Origin of the sequence: Pseudomonas sp. C6002, assembly GCF_013385805.1 — a bacterium.
GTDB lineage: Bacteria > Pseudomonadota > Gammaproteobacteria > Pseudomonadales > Pseudomonadaceae > Aquipseudomonas.
Genome location: NZ_JACAPH010000026.1, coordinates 1 through 18,255, shown reverse-complemented (window position 1 = coordinate 18,255; position 18,255 = coordinate 1). Strand labels below are relative to the sequence as shown.

15 protein-coding genes are annotated in these 18,255 nt (G+C 61.2%); 2 read left to right on the top strand and 13 right to left on the bottom strand.

Going from position 1 to position 18,255, the window contains the following annotated elements:
* Positions 1–84: 84 nt before the first annotated feature.
* From HX817_RS17070 to HX817_RS17045, 6 genes are read right to left on the bottom strand one after another with little or no spacing between them, the layout of a single operon-like run.
* Entirely contained in the window at positions 85–1,827 is a 1,743-nt protein-coding gene (locus HX817_RS17070; RefSeq protein WP_003218534.1) for an ABC transporter substrate-binding protein, read from the bottom strand.
* Positions 1,828–1,862: 35 nt separating this feature from the next.
* A complete protein-coding gene (locus tag HX817_RS17065; protein WP_003218532.1) occupies positions 1,863–2,135 on the bottom strand; it encodes a DUF2160 domain-containing protein in 273 nt (90 codons plus the stop codon).
* Positions 2,136–2,145: 10 nt separating this feature from the next.
* Positions 2,146–2,946: a carbohydrate ABC transporter permease gene (locus HX817_RS17060; RefSeq protein ID WP_003218530.1), complete on the bottom strand. Its 801-nt coding sequence runs from the start codon at positions 2,944–2,946 to the stop codon at positions 2,146–2,148.
* A 10-nt stretch (positions 2,947–2,956) separates the two neighbouring features.
* A complete protein-coding gene (locus tag HX817_RS17055) occupies positions 2,957–3,823 on the bottom strand; it encodes a carbohydrate ABC transporter permease (RefSeq protein ID WP_003218527.1) in 867 nt (288 codons plus the stop codon).
* Positions 3,820–4,917 (bottom strand): ABC transporter ATP-binding protein, encoded by a 1,098-nt coding sequence (locus HX817_RS17050; protein ID WP_177040639.1) that lies wholly within the window; start codon positions 4,915–4,917, stop codon positions 3,820–3,822. The genes HX817_RS17055 and HX817_RS17050 overlap by 4 nt, the downstream gene beginning before the upstream one ends.
* Complete coding sequence (locus HX817_RS17045; RefSeq protein ID WP_003218524.1) at positions 4,917–6,011, bottom strand: ABC transporter ATP-binding protein; 1,095 nt, start codon at positions 6,009–6,011, stop codon at positions 4,917–4,919. The genes HX817_RS17050 and HX817_RS17045 overlap by 1 nt, the downstream gene beginning before the upstream one ends.
* Before the next feature lie 237 nt (positions 6,012–6,248).
* Here HX817_RS17045 and HX817_RS17040 point away from each other — a divergent pair, with 237 nt between their 5' ends.
* Entirely contained in the window at positions 6,249–8,075 is a 1,827-nt protein-coding gene (locus HX817_RS17040; protein WP_177040638.1) for a sigma-54-dependent Fis family transcriptional regulator, read from the top strand.
* 134 nt (positions 8,076–8,209) lie between these two features.
* On the opposite strand, the gene HX817_RS17035 is transcribed toward HX817_RS17040, so the two are convergent.
* From HX817_RS17035 to HX817_RS17005, 7 genes are all read right to left on the bottom strand, one after another.
* The gene (locus tag HX817_RS17035; RefSeq protein WP_177040637.1) at positions 8,210–9,742 is read right to left on the bottom strand and encodes a sodium:solute symporter; all 1,533 of its coding nucleotides are present in this window, start codon (positions 9,740–9,742) and stop codon (positions 8,210–8,212) included.
* On the bottom strand, positions 9,739–9,993 hold the full coding sequence (locus HX817_RS17030; protein ID WP_177040636.1) for a hypothetical protein: 255 nt from the start codon (positions 9,991–9,993) through the stop codon (positions 9,739–9,741). The genes HX817_RS17035 and HX817_RS17030 overlap by 4 nt, the downstream gene beginning before the upstream one ends.
* A gap of 130 nt (positions 9,994–10,123) precedes the next feature.
* Positions 10,124–11,059 (bottom strand): choline kinase family protein, encoded by a 936-nt coding sequence (locus HX817_RS17025; protein ID WP_003218516.1) that lies wholly within the window; start codon positions 11,057–11,059, stop codon positions 10,124–10,126.
* A complete protein-coding gene (locus HX817_RS17020) occupies positions 11,056–12,012 on the bottom strand; it encodes an aminoglycoside phosphotransferase family protein (protein WP_177021223.1) in 957 nt (318 codons plus the stop codon). Before HX817_RS17020 ends, HX817_RS17025 begins: the two co-directional genes overlap by 4 nt.
* 8 nt (positions 12,013–12,020) lie before the next feature.
* Positions 12,021–13,301, bottom strand: coding sequence for a M20 family metallo-hydrolase (locus HX817_RS17015; RefSeq protein WP_177040635.1), 1,281 nt, complete (start codon positions 13,299–13,301; stop codon positions 12,021–12,023).
* The gene (locus HX817_RS17010; RefSeq protein ID WP_008433061.1) at positions 13,279–14,037 is read right to left on the bottom strand and encodes a DeoR/GlpR family DNA-binding transcription regulator; all 759 of its coding nucleotides are present in this window, start codon (positions 14,035–14,037) and stop codon (positions 13,279–13,281) included. Before HX817_RS17010 ends, HX817_RS17015 begins: the two co-directional genes overlap by 23 nt.
* 212 nt (positions 14,038–14,249) lie before the next feature.
* The gene (locus HX817_RS17005; RefSeq protein ID WP_032899092.1) at positions 14,250–15,653 is read right to left on the bottom strand and encodes an amidase; all 1,404 of its coding nucleotides are present in this window, start codon (positions 15,651–15,653) and stop codon (positions 14,250–14,252) included.
* A gap of 365 nt (positions 15,654–16,018) precedes the next feature.
* Between HX817_RS17005 and HX817_RS17000 the strand changes: the two genes are divergently transcribed.
* Positions 16,019–18,255 (top strand): DUF6531 domain-containing protein (locus HX817_RS17000; RefSeq protein ID WP_177040634.1); only part of this gene is annotated, 2,237 nt, incomplete at its 3' end.

Here is an 18,255-nt window from a genome sequence, read left to right as displayed (position 1 = left end):
GGTCTGTCAGTCACATATCTGCTGACTGATCTACCGCCTTCGCGAGCAAGCCCGCTCCCACATTTTTGATCTGCGGCGTCTGGGTTACTTGCGCGCCGCCTCCCACGACTTCAGCAACTCGTTATAACTGACCGTCTCACCCTGTGGCTTCTCATTTGCCAACTTAGGCTTCGGCGCGCCCGGCTGGTCGAACCAGTACTGCGCATCCCGTTCTTCGTTCATTTTCGGCCCGCAAATCGGCTGCACCTTGGAGCGTTCCAGGCGCGTCATGATCGCGTCCTGATCCTTGGCCAACCCGTCCAGCGCCTGCTGCGGCGTCTTTTCTCCGCTGGCCGCTTCCGAAATATGGCTCCACCACAATTGCGCCAACCGTGGATAGTCCGGCACGTTGGTGCCGGTCGGGGTCCACTCCACCCGGGCCGGGCTGCGGTAGAACTCCACCAACCCGCCGAGTTTCGGCGCCAGGTCGGTCATGGCCTGGGAGTTGATGTCAGACTCACGAATCGGCGTCAGGCCAACGATGGTTTTTTTCAGCGACACGGTTTTCGAGGTCACGAACTGCGCGTACAGCCAGGCCGCCAGTTTCTGCTTCTCGGGCGTCGACTTGAGGAAGGTCCAGGAACCTACGTCCTGATAGCCCTTCTTCATGCCCTTTTCCCAGTAAGGCCCGACGGGTGATGGCGCCATGCGCCATTTCGGCGTGCCGTCGGCGTTGACCACCGGCAGGCCCGGCTTGGTCATGTCGGCGGTAAACGCGGTGTACCAGAAGATCTGCTGGGCGATGTTGCCCTGGGACGGCACCGGACCGGATTCGGAGAAGGTCATGCCCGCCGCTTCCGGTGGTGCATAGGCTTTCATCCAGTCCACGTATTTCTGCGTGGCATACACCGCCGCCGGGCCGTTGGTGTCGCCACCACGGGTGACGCTGGAGCCCACCGGGTGGCAGTCCTCCACGCGAATGCCCCATTCGTCCACCGGCAAACCGTTGGGCAGGCCCTTGTCGCCGCCACCGGCCATGGAGAACCAGGCATCGGTGAAGCGCCAGCCCAGGGAGGGGTCTTTCTTGCCGTAGTCCATGTGCCCGTAGACGCGCTTGCCGTCGATTTCCTTGACGTCTTCGCTGAAGAATTTGGCGATGTCTTCGTAGGCCGACCAGTTCACCGGCACGCCGAGTTCATAGCCGTACTTCTCCTTGAACTTGGCTTTCAGGTCTGCCCGTTCGAACCAGTCGGCGCGGAACCAGTACAGGTTGGCGAACTGCTGGTCGGGCAATTGGTAGATCTTGCCGTCGGGCGCAGTGGTGAACGAAATACCGATGAAGTCCTTGATGTCCAGGGTGGGTGAAGTGAAGTTCTTGCCTTCGTTGGCCATCAGGTCGGTGATGGATTCTGTCTTGCCATAGCGAAAGTGCGTACCGATCAAGTCGGAATCGTTGACCCAGCCGTCATAGATATTCTTGTCGGACTGCATCTGGGTTTGCAGCTTTTCCACCACGTCGCCTTCCTGCAGCAAGTCGTGGGTCAGCTTGATCCCGGTGATTTCGCTGAAGGCCTTGGCCAGCACCTTGGATTCATACTCGTGGGTGGTGAGGGTTTCCGACACCACGTTGATCTTCATCCCACGAAACGGCTCCGCGGCCTTGATAAACCACTTCAGCTCTTCAAGCTGCTGGGCTTCGGTGAGGGTCGACGGTTTGAACTCACTGCCGATCCATTTTTTCGCAGCGTCTTCATAAGCATCCGCCCAGGCCGCAGCACTGAGCCCGCTGAGCGCCAGCACGGCCGCCAATGAAATGCTATGTCGCAGCTTATTGTTTTTATCGAACATAGAGACCTCCTGGTTTTGGGGTTCAAAAGGGGCAGCTAGCCCCAACGCATCACAGACAACAGCCACACCAGAGACAGCGCGGACGCCACCCAGATGCTCCAGCCGGTTACGCCGATCACCAACAAATGCAGGTAGGCGCTGCCGAGAAGACCGATAAACAAGCGATCACCACGGGTGGTGCTGATCGGTAAAAAGCCGCGCCGGGGGATACTCGGCGAGCGCAATTCCCAGGTCGTCATGCCCACCAGCAGCAGGCCGATCGCGGCAAAGAACAGTGCAGTCGGGGTGGTCCAGGCCATCCATTCCATCATCGACTCCTCAAACCCGGCCCAGGGCAAAGCCCTTGGCCACATGGTTGCGAACGAACCAGATCACCAGCATGCCCGGCAAAATGGTCAACACCCCCGCCGCCGCCAGCACGCCCCAGTCGATGCCGGAGGCCGAAACCGTACGGGTCATCACTGCGGCGATGGGTTTGGCGTTCACCGACGTCAGCGTGCGTGCCAGCAGGAGCTCGACCCAGGAAAACATGAAGCAGAAAAACGCCGTGACGCCGATCCCCGAGCCAATCAGCGGGATGAAGATCTTCACGAAAAACTTGGGGAAGCTGTACCCGTCGATGTAGGCCGTTTCGTCGATTTCCTTGGGCACGCCCGACATGAAACCTTCGAGAATCCACACCGCCAGCGGCACGTTGAACAGGCAATGGGCCAAGGCCACCGCGATATGCGTATCGAACAAGCCAATGGACGAATACAGCTGGAAGAACGGCAGCAAAAACACCGCCGGCGGCGCCATGCGGTTGGTCAGCAACCAGAAGAACAAGTGCTTGTCGCCGAGGAAGCGGTAGCGCGAGAACGCGTAGGCCGCCGGCAGCGCCACGCTCAGGGAAATCACGGTGTTGAGGCTGACGTAGTACAGAGAGTTGAGGTAGCCGGTGTACCAGCTCGGGTCGGTGAAGATCACCTTGTAGTTGGCGAAGGTGAAGTCCTGCGGAAACAGGGTCAGGCCGCCGAGGATTTCGGTGTTGCTCTTGAAGGACATGTTCAGCAGCCAGTAGATCGGCACCAGCAGGAACAGGATGTAGACCAGCAGCGGGATCAGCTTGCGCTTGCTCATGTTGGCGGCCTCAGCGGTTGGCGTCGGAGTGGGTCATGGCGGTGTAGAACAGCCAGGACACCAACAGGATGATCAGGAAGTACACCAGCGAAAACGCCGCCGCCGGGCCCAGGTCGAATTGGCCTACGGCCATCTGGGTAAGCGTCTGGCTGAGGAAGGTGGTGGCGTTCCCTGGCCCGCCGCCCGTCAGCACAAACGGTTCGGTGTAGATCATGAAACTGTCCATGAAGCGCAGCATCACCGCGATCAACAGCACGCTCTTCAGTTTTGGCAGCTGGATATGTCGGAACACCGCCCAGCTGGACGCCCGATCAATCCGCGCCGCCTGGTAGTACACATCCGGGATCGCCCGCAGCCCCGAGAAACACAGCAGCGCCACCAGGGACGTCCAGTGCCACACGTCCATCACCAGCACCGTGACCCAGGCGTCCATGGTGTTGGCGGCGTAGTTGTAGCTGATGCCCATCGCGTTGAGCGTGGAACCCATCAGGCCAATGTCGGCACGGCCAAAGATCTGCCAGATGGTGCCGACCACGTTCCACGGAATCAGCAGCGGAATCGCCATTACGATCAACACCAGCGACGACCATCGGCCCTTGGTGGGCATCGTCAGGGCAATCGCGATGCCCAGCGGAATCTCGATCAACAGCACACACGCCGAGTAGATGAACTGACGCAGCAGCGAGTCATGCAGGCGCGGGTCCAGCAGCACCTGTTTGTACCAGTCGGCGCCGACGAAGTAGCGGCTGGATTGGTCGAAGATGTCCTGCACCGAGTAGTTGACCACGGTCATCATCGGGATCACCGCGCTGAAGGCCACCAGCAGGAACACCGGCAATACCAGCCACCAGGCCTTGTTGTTCTGCACCTTGTTCATGGCTGCACCTCAAGCAAGTAGTCATCGGCATACACCATCAGCCACTGCCCCGGAAAGCTGATGGACGCCTGGCCCTCGGGCACCGGTTTGTCTTCGGCCAGGCGCACTTTCAACGGTGCGCCATCGAGGTTGAGGGTCATGATCTTGTAGGTGCCGAGGTCTTCCACATGGGTGACTTGCGCCTGTAGCGCGTCGGGATTGTGCTCATCCCACACATGGATAAATTCCGGGCGGATGCCGACCTGCAGCCTTTTGTAAGGCGTTTCGCCAATGCGCTGCTGCAACGCCTCGGGCAACGCCAGATGTGTCCCGGCAAAGCGCACACCGCCCGCCTCTGCCTGCACCTCAATCAGATTCATCCCAGGGCTGCCGATGAAATAGCCGACAAAGGTGTGGCTGGGCCGCTCGAACAACTCCCGGGGCGTGCCGAACTGCACGATCTGCCCGCCGTACATCACCGCGATCTTGTCGGCGAAGGTCGAGGCTTCCAGTTGGTCGTGGGTCACGTAGACCATGGTGATGTTGAACTGCTCGTGGATCTGCTTGAGCTTGCGCCGCAGCTTCCATTTCAGGTGCGGGTCGATCACCGTCAGCGGTTCGTCGAACAGGATCGCCGACACGTCATCCCGCACCAGCCCGCGGCCCATGGAGACTTTCTGCTTTTCATCGGCAGTGAGGTTGCGGGCCTTTTTGTCCAGCAGGTTTTGCAGGTCGAGCACCTCGGCAATTTCCTGCACCTTGCTGTGAATCCTCGCCTCGGCCATGCCCTGGTTTCGCAGGGGAAAAGCCAGGTTATCGAACACGGTCATGGTGTCGTACACCACCGGGAACTGGAACACCTGGGCGATGTTGCGCTTTTCCGGGGTCAGCTCGTTGACCACCTTGGCGTCGAACAGCACCTGGCCTTCGGACGGGCTGAGCAGGCCGGAGATAATGTTGAGCAAGGTCGACTTGCCGCAGCCCGACGGCCCCAGCAACGCGTAGGCGCCGCCCTGCTCCCAGACGTGGTTCATCTCGCGAATCGCGTAGTCCTCGGGGCCGTTTGGCTTTGAGCTGTAGCTGTGGGCCAGGTTCTGCAAATGGATCTCGGCCATCAGGCAACCCTCGCGACACGTCGGCCGGGGGCCTGGACCAGCCGTCCCTGGCCATCGAACACAAACAGTTTGTGGGTGGGGATATAGATGCGGATCGGCGCGTCGACGTCGTACTCATGCACCCCGGGCAAATGCAGCACCAGCAGGAAGTGTTCGCTGCGCACATGCAGGAAGGTTTCCGAGCCACTGATCTCGGCGACCTCCACGGTCACGGCCAATTCCAGGTCATCGTCGTTGCTCGGCACCAGGCTGATATGGCTGGGGCGCACGCCAAAGCGAAACTCGCCTTCGCCGATGGGCCGCAGGTCAACGTTCAGCGGAAAGTGCACGAAGTTGGCGAAGCTCACTTCATTGCCACTGATGCGCCCGGGCATCAGGTTGATCGGCGGCTCGGAAAACAGCTCGGCCGCCAGCACGGTTTGCGGCTGGTGATAGACCTCGGCCGCCTTGCCGCTCTGGATCACCCGGCCCTCATGCAGAATCGTGGTGGTGCCGCCCAGGGCCAGGGCTTCGTTGGGTTCGGTGGTGGCGTAGATCGCGATGGTATGGCGTGCCTTGAACAGCTCGCGCATTTCCTGGCGCAGTTCTTCGCGCAGTTTGTAGTCCAGGTTCACCAGGGGCTCATCGAACAGAATCAGCTCGGCATCCTTGACCAGCGCCCGGGCCATGGCGGTGCGTTGCTGCTGGCCGCCGGAGAGTTCCAGGGGGTGACGCTGGAGGAATTTCTCGATACGCAGCATTTTCGCGGTTTCGAGGACTTTGCTCTGGATCTGCTCGGCAGAGACTCCGGCCTGGCGCAGCGGCGAGGCGATGTTCTCGAACACGGTCATGGTCGGGTAGTTGATGAACTGCTGATAGACCATCGACACATTGCGCAGGCGCACCGGCTTCTGGGTGACGTCCACGCCATTCATCAGGATGCGCCCGCTGTCGGGCTTGTCCAGGCCGGCCATCAGGCGCATCAGGCTGGTCTTGCCGGAGAGCGTGCGGCCCAGCAATACATTGAAGGAACCGGCTTCGAAACGCAGGTTGGCGTCGTCGATCCAGGTTTGGCCTTCGACAACGCGAGTGACGTGCTCCAGGGTCAATGACATGACACGACCTTTTTATTATTGGAATGGTTCTGGCAGGAGCACAGAGCGAGTTCCGTGCCAACAACCCAAACCTCAGGCCGGTCAACGAGTTAGGCAAAACAGCGATTCGCCTCTGAACAGAAATGAACAGGTCAGGCTGAACAACTGAACAATCGGCGGGTTGACAATGAACAGTTCTGAACAACACTGAACGGGCCTTCCGCACCCCAGAACAACAATAAAGCAAGGGTCACCGCCATGAGCACACCGCTGGCGCACGATGCCATCATCCAGGACTCCTGGCGCCGCTGCCGGGCCTATGGCCTGGATCACCAGAGCACACCGAGCTTCGACCAACTGCCCGCAGACGGCATCAGCCAGTTGCTGGAAAGCCAGCATTCCCTTGTGCAGACCACCCACCAGGAAGTGCTGCCCTACTACGAAAACATCCTCAGCAATTCCAACTGCCTGATCATGCTTGCCGACAACCAGGGCCAGGTGCTGACTTCGTGGGGCACCCAACGCTTTATCGACCCCAAGCTGGCCCGTGGTTTCAGCGCCGGCGCCAGCTGGATGGAGCGCTCCAGCGGCACCAACGCCATCGGCACTGCCCTGGCCTGTGCCCAGGCAGTGCATATCGAACATGACGAACACTTCCTCAAGGCCAACCGTTTCATGACCGGCTCGGCAGCGCCGATCTTCGATGCGCAGCGGGAAATCATCGCGGTGCTGGATGTGTCCAGCGACAGCTACCTGCCGCCCTCCCACACCCTCGGCATGGTCAAGATGATGAGCCAGACCGTCGAGAACCGGCTGATCCTCAACCTGTTTCGCGGTGAGCATTTCCAGCTGACGTTCAATACCGGGTTGAACAATCTCGACAGCCAATGGGCCGGGCTGCTGATTTTTGATGAAAGCGGCCAGGTACTGTCGGCCAATCGCCGGGCCGACAACCTGCTGGGCATCAGCCTGTCGCGGGTGTTGATCGACAGCCTGTTCAAGGTCTCGCTGCTGGAACTGCTCAACCAGCCCGAAGGCCTGCCCTTCTCGCTGCAAGCCGCCGGACGCAACCGTTTCCAGTGCCTGCTGAAACGGCCGAAACAGGCGCCAGTGCAGGCTCGCGTGTTTGTGGAAACGAAAAAGCCCCGCGAACCTGGCCCCACGGCCATCAGTCTCAAGACCCTGCACTTCGGCGATGCCCGCGTGGAAAAGGCCGTGCGTCAGGCCGAGCGCCTGCTGGAAAAGGATATTCCGTTGCTGATCCACGGTGAAACAGGTGTCGGCAAGGAAGTGTTCGTCAAAGCCCTGCACCAGGCCAGCTCTCGCAGCCAACAAGCGTTTATCGCGGTCAACTGCGCAGCGATCCCCGCCGAACTGGTGGAGTCGGAACTGTTCGGCTATGAAAAAGGCGCATTCACCGGCGCCAACCAGAAAGGCAGCATCGGGCTGATCCGCAAGGCAGACAAAGGCACGCTGTTCCTCGACGAGATCGGCGACATGCCCCTGCCGACCCAGGCCCGGCTGTTGCGGGTATTGCAGGAACGCTGTGTGCAGCCTGTAGGCAGCAGCGAGTTGTACCCGGTGGATTTGCGGATCATCTCCGCCACCAACCGCTCGCTGCGCGAACAGGTACAGCTCGGGCGTTTTCGCGAAGACCTGTATTACCGCATCGGTGGCCTGACCCTGGAGCTGCCGCCGCTACGGGAGCGCACGGATAAACGGGCGCTGTTCAAGCAGCTGTGGCAACAGCATCGCGAGCCGACGCAGTGGGCCGGGTTGAGTAACGAGGTGCTGGCCTTGTTTGAACAGCATCCGTGGCCGGGGAATCTGCGCCAAGTGAGTAGCGTGTTGCAGGTGGCGCTGGCCATGGCGGAAGAGCAGCCGATTCGGGTGGAACATTTGCCGGATGATTTTTTTGTGGATTTGAATGGGGTGGTGCCGGTGTGTGATGCAGTGGATGACAGTCTGGACCTGAATGAGCGACTGAAGGCGGTGGGCGGGAATATCTCTCACCTGGCCAGAGAGCTTGGCGTCAGCCGCAATACCCTCTACAAACGCCTGCGACAAAACGGGAATGCTGTGTAGAAACACAATCAAAAATGTGGGAGCGGGCTTGCTCGCGAATGCGGTATATCAGTCGCTGATGCTTTAACTGACAGTCTGCATTCGCGAGCAAGCCGGCTCCCACATTGGAACTACATTGGGTTTGAGAAGTGGGTTCAGTTCAGGACCGGCCTTGCCCCCATTGGCACTTTGCGCCCTGGCGCCGCCATTTCAAACAACTGCTCCACCCGAGCACTCTCCTGCGCACTCGGTTTGATCGCCCATGCACACGCCACAAAAATCCCCGCATTGACCACCAGCCCCACAATCCCGCTGGTCAACGACCCCAGCCCGGGAATGTCGTCCGGGTACATCGTCGTCAGCACAATCGCCATCACGATCCCCGCCAGCATCCCGGCAATCGCGCCTTCCTTGTTGCCGCGGCGGCTGAAAATGCCGAAGAACAGCGGCACCGCCAACTGGATAATCCCCTGGTAGGAAATCTGCGCCAGCAATTGCAGTCGCGCGTAATCAAAGGTCAGGTACGCCAGCACCGAGGCGGCAACGATAAACACCACCATCCCGGACTTGGCCAGCAGCGTCAGTTGCCGATCGGTACGCGGGGTGTTCCAGGTAGCCAGGTCGTTGGCGAACTGGGTGCCGCAGACCTGCACGCAGCCGTCGACGTGGCCGATGCTCGCCGCCAGTACGATGACGATAGCCAGCGCCAGCATCCACGGCCCGCCGATGTCGAACAGCGAGAGGAACCAGCCTTGTTGCGGGTGCGCGATGACGTTCGGGTCCTGGCTGATGGCCGCGGCAAACAGCATCAGAATCCCGTAGAAACCACCCACCAACAGGATCGTGTACAGCGTGCCTTTCTTCACCGCCTTGACGCCGCTGGCGGTGTAGATGCGCTGGAAGCTCATGGGCCAGCACATCGAGCCGATCACGCCGGTGAAGATCAGGCTGAACATGTACAGCGGGCCGTAACCGGTGCCGCTGGCGCCGGGAATCAGCAACATTTTCGCCGGCAGGTGCGACAGGTTGGAGAACGACGCCTGGTCGCCGAACAGCAGGAACACACACAGCGCCGCACACACGACATAGGCGATCAGGCCCTGGAACATGTCGGTCATGATCAGCCCGCGCATGCCCATGCTCACGGTCCAGTACTGGCGCACCAGCACCACCACCACGCCGGCGACCAGGCAGGTGGTGACGCCCCAGCGGCCGAAGCTGGCGAACTGGAACAACATCGCCAACGCCTGGATGCCCATCACCACCCACGGGAATACCGAGATGATGCCGATGATCGAGGCCACGCGCTTGACCACCGGGCTGTTGAAGCGCATGCCGAGCAAGTCCGGCTGGGTGCGCAGGTTGAAACGCTGGCCCCAGGTCCACGCGCGGCGGGCCATCAGGTACATTGCCGTCACGCCAAGGGTGGCGTAGACCATGCCGTAGAAGCCCAGGGCGCCGCCGATGGTCAGGGCGAAAAACGCGGTAAAGGTCGAGCCCGGCCACCACGAGTTGGTGTAACACATGGCGATGTACCACGGCCCATAGGAGCGCCCGCCTACGGCGTAATCGGAAAAACTCGTGCTCTCGCGGTTGGTGGCGTACAGCACGGCGATCATCCCGGCCAGGAACAGGCCGATGACGCCGAAGGTGATAAAGAGGTTGGCATCGCTGGCGGTGCTGATCATTGCGCATCCCCCTCTTCGGGTATTTCGCCGGCCTTCAATTCGGCGACGTACAACGCCCACAGGCCCAGGCCTGCGAGGACGGCAACGGCGATCCAGTAGAAGATCGGCAACGGTATGCCCAGTACCAACGCGGTACTGCCGCTCACGCTCAAATAGAACGGCGGGAATAAGGCGAGCATCAGCAACAGGAAAAAGTACACGCCAAAGAGTTGGCTTTTCAGGCGTCCGGGTGGTGCGCTATCAGATTTCATGAGTCGGGTGCTCCTTGAATTTGTGGATCGTTTTTTTGTGTGATCAAACAAAAATCAAGCAGTGAAAACGCAGGCACCAATCAGCGCCCAAGTGACTTCATTCAATGCATTATTGTTGTCTGGCGCAGGCTCAAGCCTGTCTTAGCCAGGTTTCCCATTGCGAATCGTTGATGATGCTGCGGGCACGCATGTGCTTCCAGGTGCCGTATTTGTAGAAGTCGAAATCCAGCTGCGACACCGCGTGCTGCACCATCGCCCAGGTCGACCATTTGATGTCCGCCAGGGCCTTGTGCAACTTGATGCGCGCGAGGTTCTGCGGGGTGACCTGGCCGAAGTAATCCTCGATCAGGGCCAGTTCCATTTCATCAGTGAAAAACATTTCGCCGAACCACAGCGCCAGTTCGTAATGCCGGTCGTTGTTGGAGGCGTATTCGAAGTCCACCAGACGAATTTGCCGACGGTCGTTGAGCATGAAATTACCCGCCAGGGTGTCATTCATGCAGGGAGCCAGGTCGATGCCGGAAGCTTGCAGCACGCCCCGGGCGCGGTCGCATTGGCGGCGCAGCCAGGCGTCGTCGGCGGGCTTGCAGCCGTTGAGTTGCTCCACCTGCCGCTGGTGCTCGGCAATCATGTCGAACACGGTCTTGGTCTGCACCAGTGGCGGCTGGTCGTTGAACGCCTTGAGGGCGTGCAGCGCGTTGTGGCGCACGTCGCGGTCGAGGAAGTCGTGGTTGGAGGAGGCGCGCCAGCCCTCCATGAACTCGAAGACTTCCACGCCGAACTCTTCAAGGAATGCGAACACCGGCGCGCCATAGCCGGTTTGCGCCGCCTTGAGGCTGGCGTCGTGGGCCGTGCGGCGGTCGATGAACATCTCGGTGCCCACGCCCGGCACCTTGAAGAAATACGCAGTGTCGATCCCGGCCACTTCCACCCGCCAGTTGGTGTTGGAAATCCCGCCGCTGACCGGTTCATAACGAATGCCGGTGCCGCCCCAACTGGCAACCCCGCGCACCGCCGCTTCCAGCTGACACTCTTGTGGCGTACACGCCTCACCTAACGCTTTCATGCCTGCCCCTCCTGTACCTGACGTAGCCAACCTTCAAACCGCGGGTCTTGCAGACTTTGGCGGCAGCGCAACAGCGTCCACTGCCCGACCTTGGAAAACTCCAGCGGCCGCGCCGAGGTAGCGCCGACCCACAGGCCCCAGAGCGTCCAGTACCAATCGTTGATCAAGGCGTACAAGCGGCAGCGCGCATAGTCGCTTTCACGGCACTCGCCGGCCCAGGCATGGATGCCTTCGCGCCAGTCGTTTTCGAAGACGTACAACTCGTTAAGGCTGATGGCCACGTCGTACCAGGGATCACCACTGCCGGCGTAATCGAAGTCGATCAGTTGCAAGGCGCCGTCCGGGCCGATCATCACGTTGCTCGCCACGCCGTCGCCGTGCAGCGGCACCGAGTCGCTGGCGTTCAGTTGCAGCGAGGTCCAGGCCAGGTCAATGCAGGTGCTGATCCAGGCGTGGTCGATGGGCAAGGCCACGCTGTAGCGCACGCATAATTCGCGCAGGTGCTGGATGTCTTGCAGCGGCGAGCGGGCGAAGCCCGGCGAGGTGCCTTGGTGCAGTTGTTTCTTCAGGGTCCAGAGCGCTTGCAGGCGCTGGGGCTGCATCAATTCGTCGAGGCGGGCCCAACGCCACTCGCTGGTGGGCAACGCATCCAGCAGCAACACGCCGGCCGTGGCATCCACCAGGCGCACACCCGGCGTCACGTCGCAATCAGCTGCCAGTTGGGTGGCGCGGGCAGTGCGTTCAATGTCGATCAGCGCGCGCATGTCGTCATGCAAGACTTTGGCGTAACACTGGCCCCACGGTGCGCTGACGGTAAAACCGGCCCACTCGGTGGCCAGGCGTACCGGCGAGGCAATCCCGGCGGTGCCCTCTTCGACCACCACATGGGCGGACAAGCCGGCGGCCTCCAGGGCGCCCAGCAGCCGTGACTTTGCTTGCAAACGACTCGACATGGCAGACCTCAGCGGTAGGCGTTGGGGGTGGAACAGGCGCGGTGCAGCAACGCGGTCAGCATGTGCAGGCCGTTGCGCATGTCCTGCTCGCTGGTGAATTCCGCTTCGTTGTGGGACACGCCATTGCTGCTCGGGATAAACAGCAGGCACACCGGGTAATGCCGGCTCAGGCTGATGGCGTCGTGGCCTGACACGGTGACGCTGTTGCCGATGGGCAAGCGCAGTTGCTGGCCGACGCCGTAGGCCAGCTCGGCAAAACCGTGATGCAGGTGGCTCGGCTCACGCAGGGCGCGGCTTTCGATGCTGTAGTCAGTCGACGTGGCGCTGGCGGTGGCCTTGAGGCTGGCGTCCAGGCGCGCACCGGCTGCGGCCAGTAATTCGGTGTCGGGCGAGCGGTACTCGACATGCAACGTCACGCTGGAAGGCACCACGTTGGGGGAATTGGGATAGATCTCCAGGCGCCCCACCGAGCTGTGCAGTTGCACGCCGTGCAGGTCGGCCTCGGCCCGCACCGCAGTGATCGCGTGGGCGGCGGCCAGCAAGGCATCCTTGCGTGCAGCCATGGGTGTAGGACCGGTGTGGTTCTGTTCACCGATGAACCGAATCCGTTGCTTGAGGGCGGCCCAGGTGTCGCGCACCACACCGATGGCCAGCCCGTCGCGCTCAAGGCCACCACCTTGTTCGACGTGGATTTCCACATAACCGGCGACGTCCAGCTCGACGCGGCCCTCCCCCAGATAACCAATCTGCTGCAGCGCATGCTTGAGGCTGATGCCATCGCCATCGCGGCAGGCCCAGGCGTCCTGCAGTGCCAGGTCACCGGTGAACACGCTGCTGCCGATCAGGCTGGGCTGGAAACGCGCGCCCTCCTCGTTGGTCCAGTTCACCACCGCCAGGTTGCACGCCGGTACTTCGCCGCGCTCGCGCAGTTGGCGAGCCAGGCTGGCCACCGCGACTGCGCCGGCCAGTACGCCATAGACCCCATCGAAACGCCCGGCACTCGGCTGGCTGTCCAGATGCGAACCACACAGCACGTAGGGCGCTTCTGGATTAAAGGTGATCAAACCGAACATGTTACCCACTGCATCCACACGCACGTCAAAACCGCGTTCAGTCAGCCAGGCCGCGAACAGGTCGCGCACGGCGCCGTCTTCAGCCGAGGCGGCGAGGCGATGCAGCCCACCGGCCTTGGTCGCGCCGATGGCCGAGGTGTCGCGGAACAGCGCCTCGAAGGTTTCAAGGTCCTGTTCACTGGGCACCAGCAACTCAGGGGTAAAGGATATCGACATGGGCTTGCTCCAGGCGGGTCGCAAAGTCGTTGGACGGCGCACGATTGGTGACCAGGGTGGTGATGGCGCTGAACGGCAGCGTATTGATAAAGGTGCGGTGGCCGAACTTGGCGTCATCGGCCAGGATCACGCTGCGCAGGCTGTGTTTGGTCAGTTCCCGGCGCAGCAGCGCCTCGGGCTCCTGGTAGTCCATGAACCCCAGCTCCAGGTCGACAGCGCCGATGCCCATGAAGGCAATGTCGTAGTGGAACTGTCGGACGAATTCCAGGGTGTGGGCGCCAATCAGCGCGTTGTCGTTGCGGCGCACATCGCCGGGCACCACCAGCACCTGGTTGGCGCTTTGCTCGGTGATCAGGCGGGCGATGTCCAGGGAGTTGGTGATGATGCGCAACTGGCTGAACGCGGTCAGTTGCTGGGCCAGGGCCAGGGTCGAGGTGCCGGTGTCGAGGAACAGCACCATGCCTTCGCTCACCAGCTTCGCTGCACACACCGCGATACGCGTCTTGGCCTGGGGCTTGATGCGGCTGCGCACCTGCAGCGGCTGTTCTTCGTTGAGTCGCGGCAGGATCGCGCCGCCGTGGATGCGCCGCAGCTTGCCGGCTTCTTCCAGGTACTTGAAGTCGCGGCGGATGGTTTCTTCGGAGACGAACAGCGCCTGCGCCAGGTCCGACGCCTTGACGCGCTGGTGTTGGGTGAGCAGGAGCATGATTTCGTCGAGACGTGGCTGGTTGAGCATAAAAGAGGTATTCCAGGGCAGGTTCAGGCGGCCGGTATTGCGCGCCCCACGGCGAAACGCGGCGCGAGCCGGTCCAGCGGGGAGCATAGAACGTAATACAGCCATGGACAGGGTCACGGGTACCTCTCACTCATCAGGGTGTGAAAGGGCAGGACAACACAAAGCGTTTATCACGGGCGGGCTTCTTTTGAGCCCACTCCGGGTGCAATCAATCAAGGCATCAGCATCGGGGGGAGGTGCTGATCCCAGGGGGCGATGGCTTCGACGGCCGCGCAGAATTGCAGCACCTGGGCGTCGGCAAAACGTGGGCCGATCACCTGCAGGCCAATCGGCAAACCGCTCGGGCTGAAGCCGCAGGGCAGGCTGGCAGCGGGGTTGCCGGTGATATTGAACGGATAGGTAAACGGCGTCCAGCGGGCCCAGGGCACCGCGCCCTCCTCGCCCGGCCAGCCCTCGGGGGCAACCCGGTCGGCGGCGAACGGCAGGATCGGCATCGTCGGCATCAGCAGTACGTCGTAGTCATTAAACAGCGCGTGTACCTGATTGGCGAACAGTGCACGTTGCTGCACAGCCTTGAGGTAGGCCGCCAGATCGTAATCGGCGGAGCGCTTGATCAGCGCAGCGAAACCCGGGTCCAGTTGGTCGAGGCGATCGGCCAGGGATTTGCCATAAGCGATCCCGCGCCCGCCGACCCACAGGGTTTCGAAGGTGGCCAGCGGGTCTTGCCAGTCCAGGTTCAGGGTGGTGACGGTGACCGGCAGCTCATCCGCAAGGTAATGCACCGCCGCTTCGACGGTGGCGGCGATGACCGGGTCCACCGGCGTATCGAACAAGGTCGGGCAATACGCCACACGCACAGGGCCCAGCGGTTGGTCGCAGCGCGCCAGGTAGGACTCGGTGGGCGCGGGCAAGGCCTGGTGATCCAGCGGATCGGGCCCGGAGAGGATATCGAAGAGTAACGCGCTGTCGCGCACGGTGCGGGTGATCGGGCCGGCGTGGCTGAGCATTTCAGTGGCGGACCAGGGCCAGGTGGGGATGCGCCCCAGAGAGCCTTTAAGAGCGAATGCACCGCAAAAGGCGCCGGGAATGCGCACCGAACCGCCGCCGTCGGAACCCAGCGTGGCCGGGACCATGCGTGCTGCCACCGCAATGGCCGAGCCGGAACTGGATCCTCCGCTGGTGAGCTGGGGGTTCCAGGGGTTGCGGCCATTGCCGAAAACCCGGGAGGTGCTGGCGCCGGTCCAGCCGAATTCGGTGGTGGCGGTCTTGCCGAGGATGATCGCGCCGGCCTCCTTGAGGCGGCGGATGATCGGGGCGTCCTGGGTGGGGACGTTGTCCAGGCCGGTCAGCGAACCGCGGGTGGTGCGCAGATTGGCGGTGGAGAACAGGTCTTTGATGCCGAAGGGGATGCCGTGGAGCGGGCCACGAAATTGGTTGGCCTGCGCTTCTGCGGTCAGGATTTCAGCCTGCTCCCGCGCGGATTCGGTGTAGACGTCGCCGAAGGCATTCAGTGTGGGATTGTGGGTTTTGATGGCTTCGAGGCTTTGCTCGACCAGTTGCACAGGGGTCAGTGTGCCTTGGCGGATGCTTTCGGCTGCGTGCAGGACGCTGGGCATGTGGGTCAGTGAGGTATCAGTCTTCATTGAGCATCCTGGGACATCTGCGAAATGATCCAGCGGGTACGTCAATAGACGCCAAGGGAATGGAAGCTGTCAAGTTGGATTTGTTGCGTATGTGGGTTTTGTGGGATTTATTTTTGTCGGAGATTTGGCTTACGAAAACGGGTCGGTTTAGCCGGGGATTTGGCGAAACGTCCTATCAGTAGCAGTGGATAGCTCTGACTTCTTTCTCTTACAAACCTCTGCAAAGTCCCTCGCCTGATCACACAGCGCGAGGGAACGCCGATGTTTTTTTTGATTAATGCTCTGCCCGATGGGGCTGCCTCTTGAATCCCGCCCTAGGCAGGTTGGCCCTGGCTCCCATGGATGTGGAGACGAAGGACGTTGAAGCGGTCTTTCGTAATTTCAGGGAGTGCCTTAACTCGTTTGACGATTGGGCTGAGAGCTTCTGGAGCTTTTCGTCGCTGGAAGTCGAGCAGGTGTTCAAGGTTGGGGATGAGGTCGCGCTGGTCGCGCCTGTTTCCTCTAAAGCCCCCAGTACCACCGTTGCAATGTGCAAACCCAATGGTGCGCTGACCCTGGTGCATATGTTTGAGAGCAAGCGGTTTGTGCCGATCGGCAACACGCCGGTCATGCTCCAGGCCATCGCCGAGGACGGCAGCCTGATCGGTCCCCCCATTCATAAAACCATCGGCCCCAGCGGCATCCTGGAAATCACCGACTGCACGCGCGACCAGCAGTATCAGGTCAGCTTCTACCCCGATGTTTCCAAGGATCACGTCAAGGCGCTCTACGCCTCCTATCAGTCGGTGATCAGCTCACTGGAAAGCAGCTTGCGCAGTGAATGGACGAGCACCTTCGAAGAGCAGTGGAAACAGTACTCAAACGCCAGCGCCCTCGACCGTCGCAAGTTGATGGACGCCGCGTTTGTGCGAGGGATTACGAACACGCTGTACAGCCTTTGGGACGGTATTCCAAACCTGTACGACTGGCTGGCGGACATCAAACCCAATAGCGAAAAGTTGCTGCAGTACCTCTCCCAAGGCGAGCTTGAAGAGCTGTTGAAGCTCAGCAATGAGGCCATTGCCAACGGTCTTCTGGTGCTGAGCGATGAACCGCTGTTGTTCATCTATTTGTCGGCGATGGTCAGTTGGGCGCAATTGCTTCCGCCGCCGGACATGAACGAGCTGCTGGGGGAAATGACTTCCGAGGTACTGCTCAACCTGCTGTTGCTGTTGGCCACTGGCGGCATGGGTGTGGCGGTGCGTTTGGGCCCGCAGGTGCTGGGCAAGGTCAGGTCCGGCCGGGCACGGGTGTTACTCGAGCAGATGGTCAAGTTGGGCGAGGCACCACGGCTGGACTGGCACCCCAGTGTGCTTAAGCCGGTGTCGCTTAAAAATGACCCAGTGTCGATCAAGGCAGCGGCCGTGCCGTTGAAGGCCGGTGTAAACGAGGTTTCGAATCCGGCAGCGCTGGTCCGAAAGCCTAAGGCGGCGCGCACGGCGCTGGTGAAGCAAGAACATGTGGATGATGCCCCGGCTTCGGCGAAAAACCCCAATGGGGATGCGTCGGCTTGTTCGGCGAGCACCTGTACGAATGGCTGCCCGGTATCGATGGTTACTGGTGAGGAACTGCTGACCCTCACGGATGGCTCGTTGGAGGGTGTGCTGCCATTTGTCTGGACGCGGTTGTATCGCAGCAGTGCCGTGGAAGTGGATTGCGGGTTGGGGTTTGGCTGGAGTCATGCGCTGGCGCAGCGCTTGGTGGTGAGCGGCGGATCGGTGGTGTGGACCGATCACGAAAACCGCAGCACCACCTTTCCCCTGCCCTCTGCTGCACGGCCGGCCATCACCAATAGCCTGGCGGAAGCGGCGATTTATCTGGGTGCTTTGCCGGATGAATGGGTGCTGGCTCAGGCGTCGCTTTTCTACCACTTCCGTGACGGTGTGCTGACGGCGATCAGTGACGCTTACGACAACCGGCTGCGCATTTCCCGCGATTATTCAGGGCGGATTCAGCGGATCGATAACCATGTTGGCCAGGGATTGCTGCTGCGGTATGAGCACGGCCATATCGTTGCCGTCGACTATCAGGTGCAGCGGGAGCCGGGCTGGGTCACCGAACAGAACGTTGTTTCCTACACGTACGACGATGCCTGGCGGTTGGTTGAGGCGACCAACGCTGTCGGCGAAAGCGAGCGTTATCGGTACGACGATCAGCAGGTGATCCTGGAGCGGGAACTGGCCGGTGGGGCGAGTTTCTTTTGGGAGTGGGAACGGTCCGGCAAGGCGGCGCGATGTGTCCGGCACTGGGCCAGCTTTTCGCAGATGGACACGCGGTATGTGTGGGACGACAACGGCACGGTCACCGTGCACAACGCCGATGGCAGCCAGGAAGTCTACGTACACGACCAGCGCGCACGGCTGGTGCAGCGGATCGATCCGGACGGCGCGCAGCACTTCAAATCCTACGACGAAAAAGGCCGGCTGACGGTCGAGCAGGATCCGCTGGGGGCGGTGACGGCCTATCAGTACGACGAAGCCGGTCGGTTGATTGCGCTGTTTCCCGGGGACGATACGCCGACGTCCTACGAGCATGA

Excerpts from the sequence above, each read along its gene's own strand:
- HX817_RS17070 (WP_003218534.1), bottom strand. The coding sequence starts at position 1,827 with ATGTTCGATAAAAACAATAAGCTGCGACATAGCATTTCATTGGCGGCC.
- HX817_RS17065 (WP_003218532.1), bottom strand. The coding sequence starts at position 2,135 with ATGGAATGGATGGCCTGGACCACCCCGACTGCACTGTTCTTTGCCGCG.
- HX817_RS17060 (WP_003218530.1), bottom strand. The coding sequence starts at position 2,946 with ATGAGCAAGCGCAAGCTGATCCCGCTGCTGGTCTACATCCTGTTCCTG.
- HX817_RS17055 (WP_003218527.1), bottom strand. The coding sequence starts at position 3,823 with ATGAACAAGGTGCAGAACAACAAGGCCTGGTGGCTGGTATTGCCGGTG.
- HX817_RS17050 (WP_177040639.1), bottom strand. The coding sequence starts at position 4,917 with ATGGCCGAGATCCATTTGCAGAACCTGGCCCACAGCTACAGCTCAAAG.
- HX817_RS17045 (WP_003218524.1), bottom strand. The coding sequence starts at position 6,011 with ATGTCATTGACCCTGGAGCACGTCACTCGCGTTGTCGAAGGCCAAACC.
- HX817_RS17040 (WP_177040638.1), top strand. The coding sequence starts at position 6,249 with ATGAGCACACCGCTGGCGCACGATGCCATCATCCAGGACTCCTGGCGC.
- HX817_RS17035 (WP_177040637.1), bottom strand. The coding sequence starts at position 9,742 with ATGATCAGCACCGCCAGCGATGCCAACCTCTTTATCACCTTCGGCGTC.
- HX817_RS17030 (WP_177040636.1), bottom strand. The coding sequence starts at position 9,993 with ATGAAATCTGATAGCGCACCACCCGGACGCCTGAAAAGCCAACTCTTT.
- HX817_RS17025 (WP_003218516.1), bottom strand. The coding sequence starts at position 11,059 with ATGAAAGCGTTAGGTGAGGCGTGTACGCCACAAGAGTGTCAGCTGGAA.
- HX817_RS17020 (WP_177021223.1), bottom strand. The coding sequence starts at position 12,012 with ATGTCGAGTCGTTTGCAAGCAAAGTCACGGCTGCTGGGCGCCCTGGAG.
- HX817_RS17015 (WP_177040635.1), bottom strand. The coding sequence starts at position 13,301 with ATGTCGATATCCTTTACCCCTGAGTTGCTGGTGCCCAGTGAACAGGAC.
- HX817_RS17010 (WP_008433061.1), bottom strand. The coding sequence starts at position 14,037 with ATGCTCAACCAGCCACGTCTCGACGAAATCATGCTCCTGCTCACCCAA.
- HX817_RS17005 (WP_032899092.1), bottom strand. The coding sequence starts at position 15,653 with ATGCCCAGCGTCCTGCACGCAGCCGAAAGCATCCGCCAAGGCACACTG.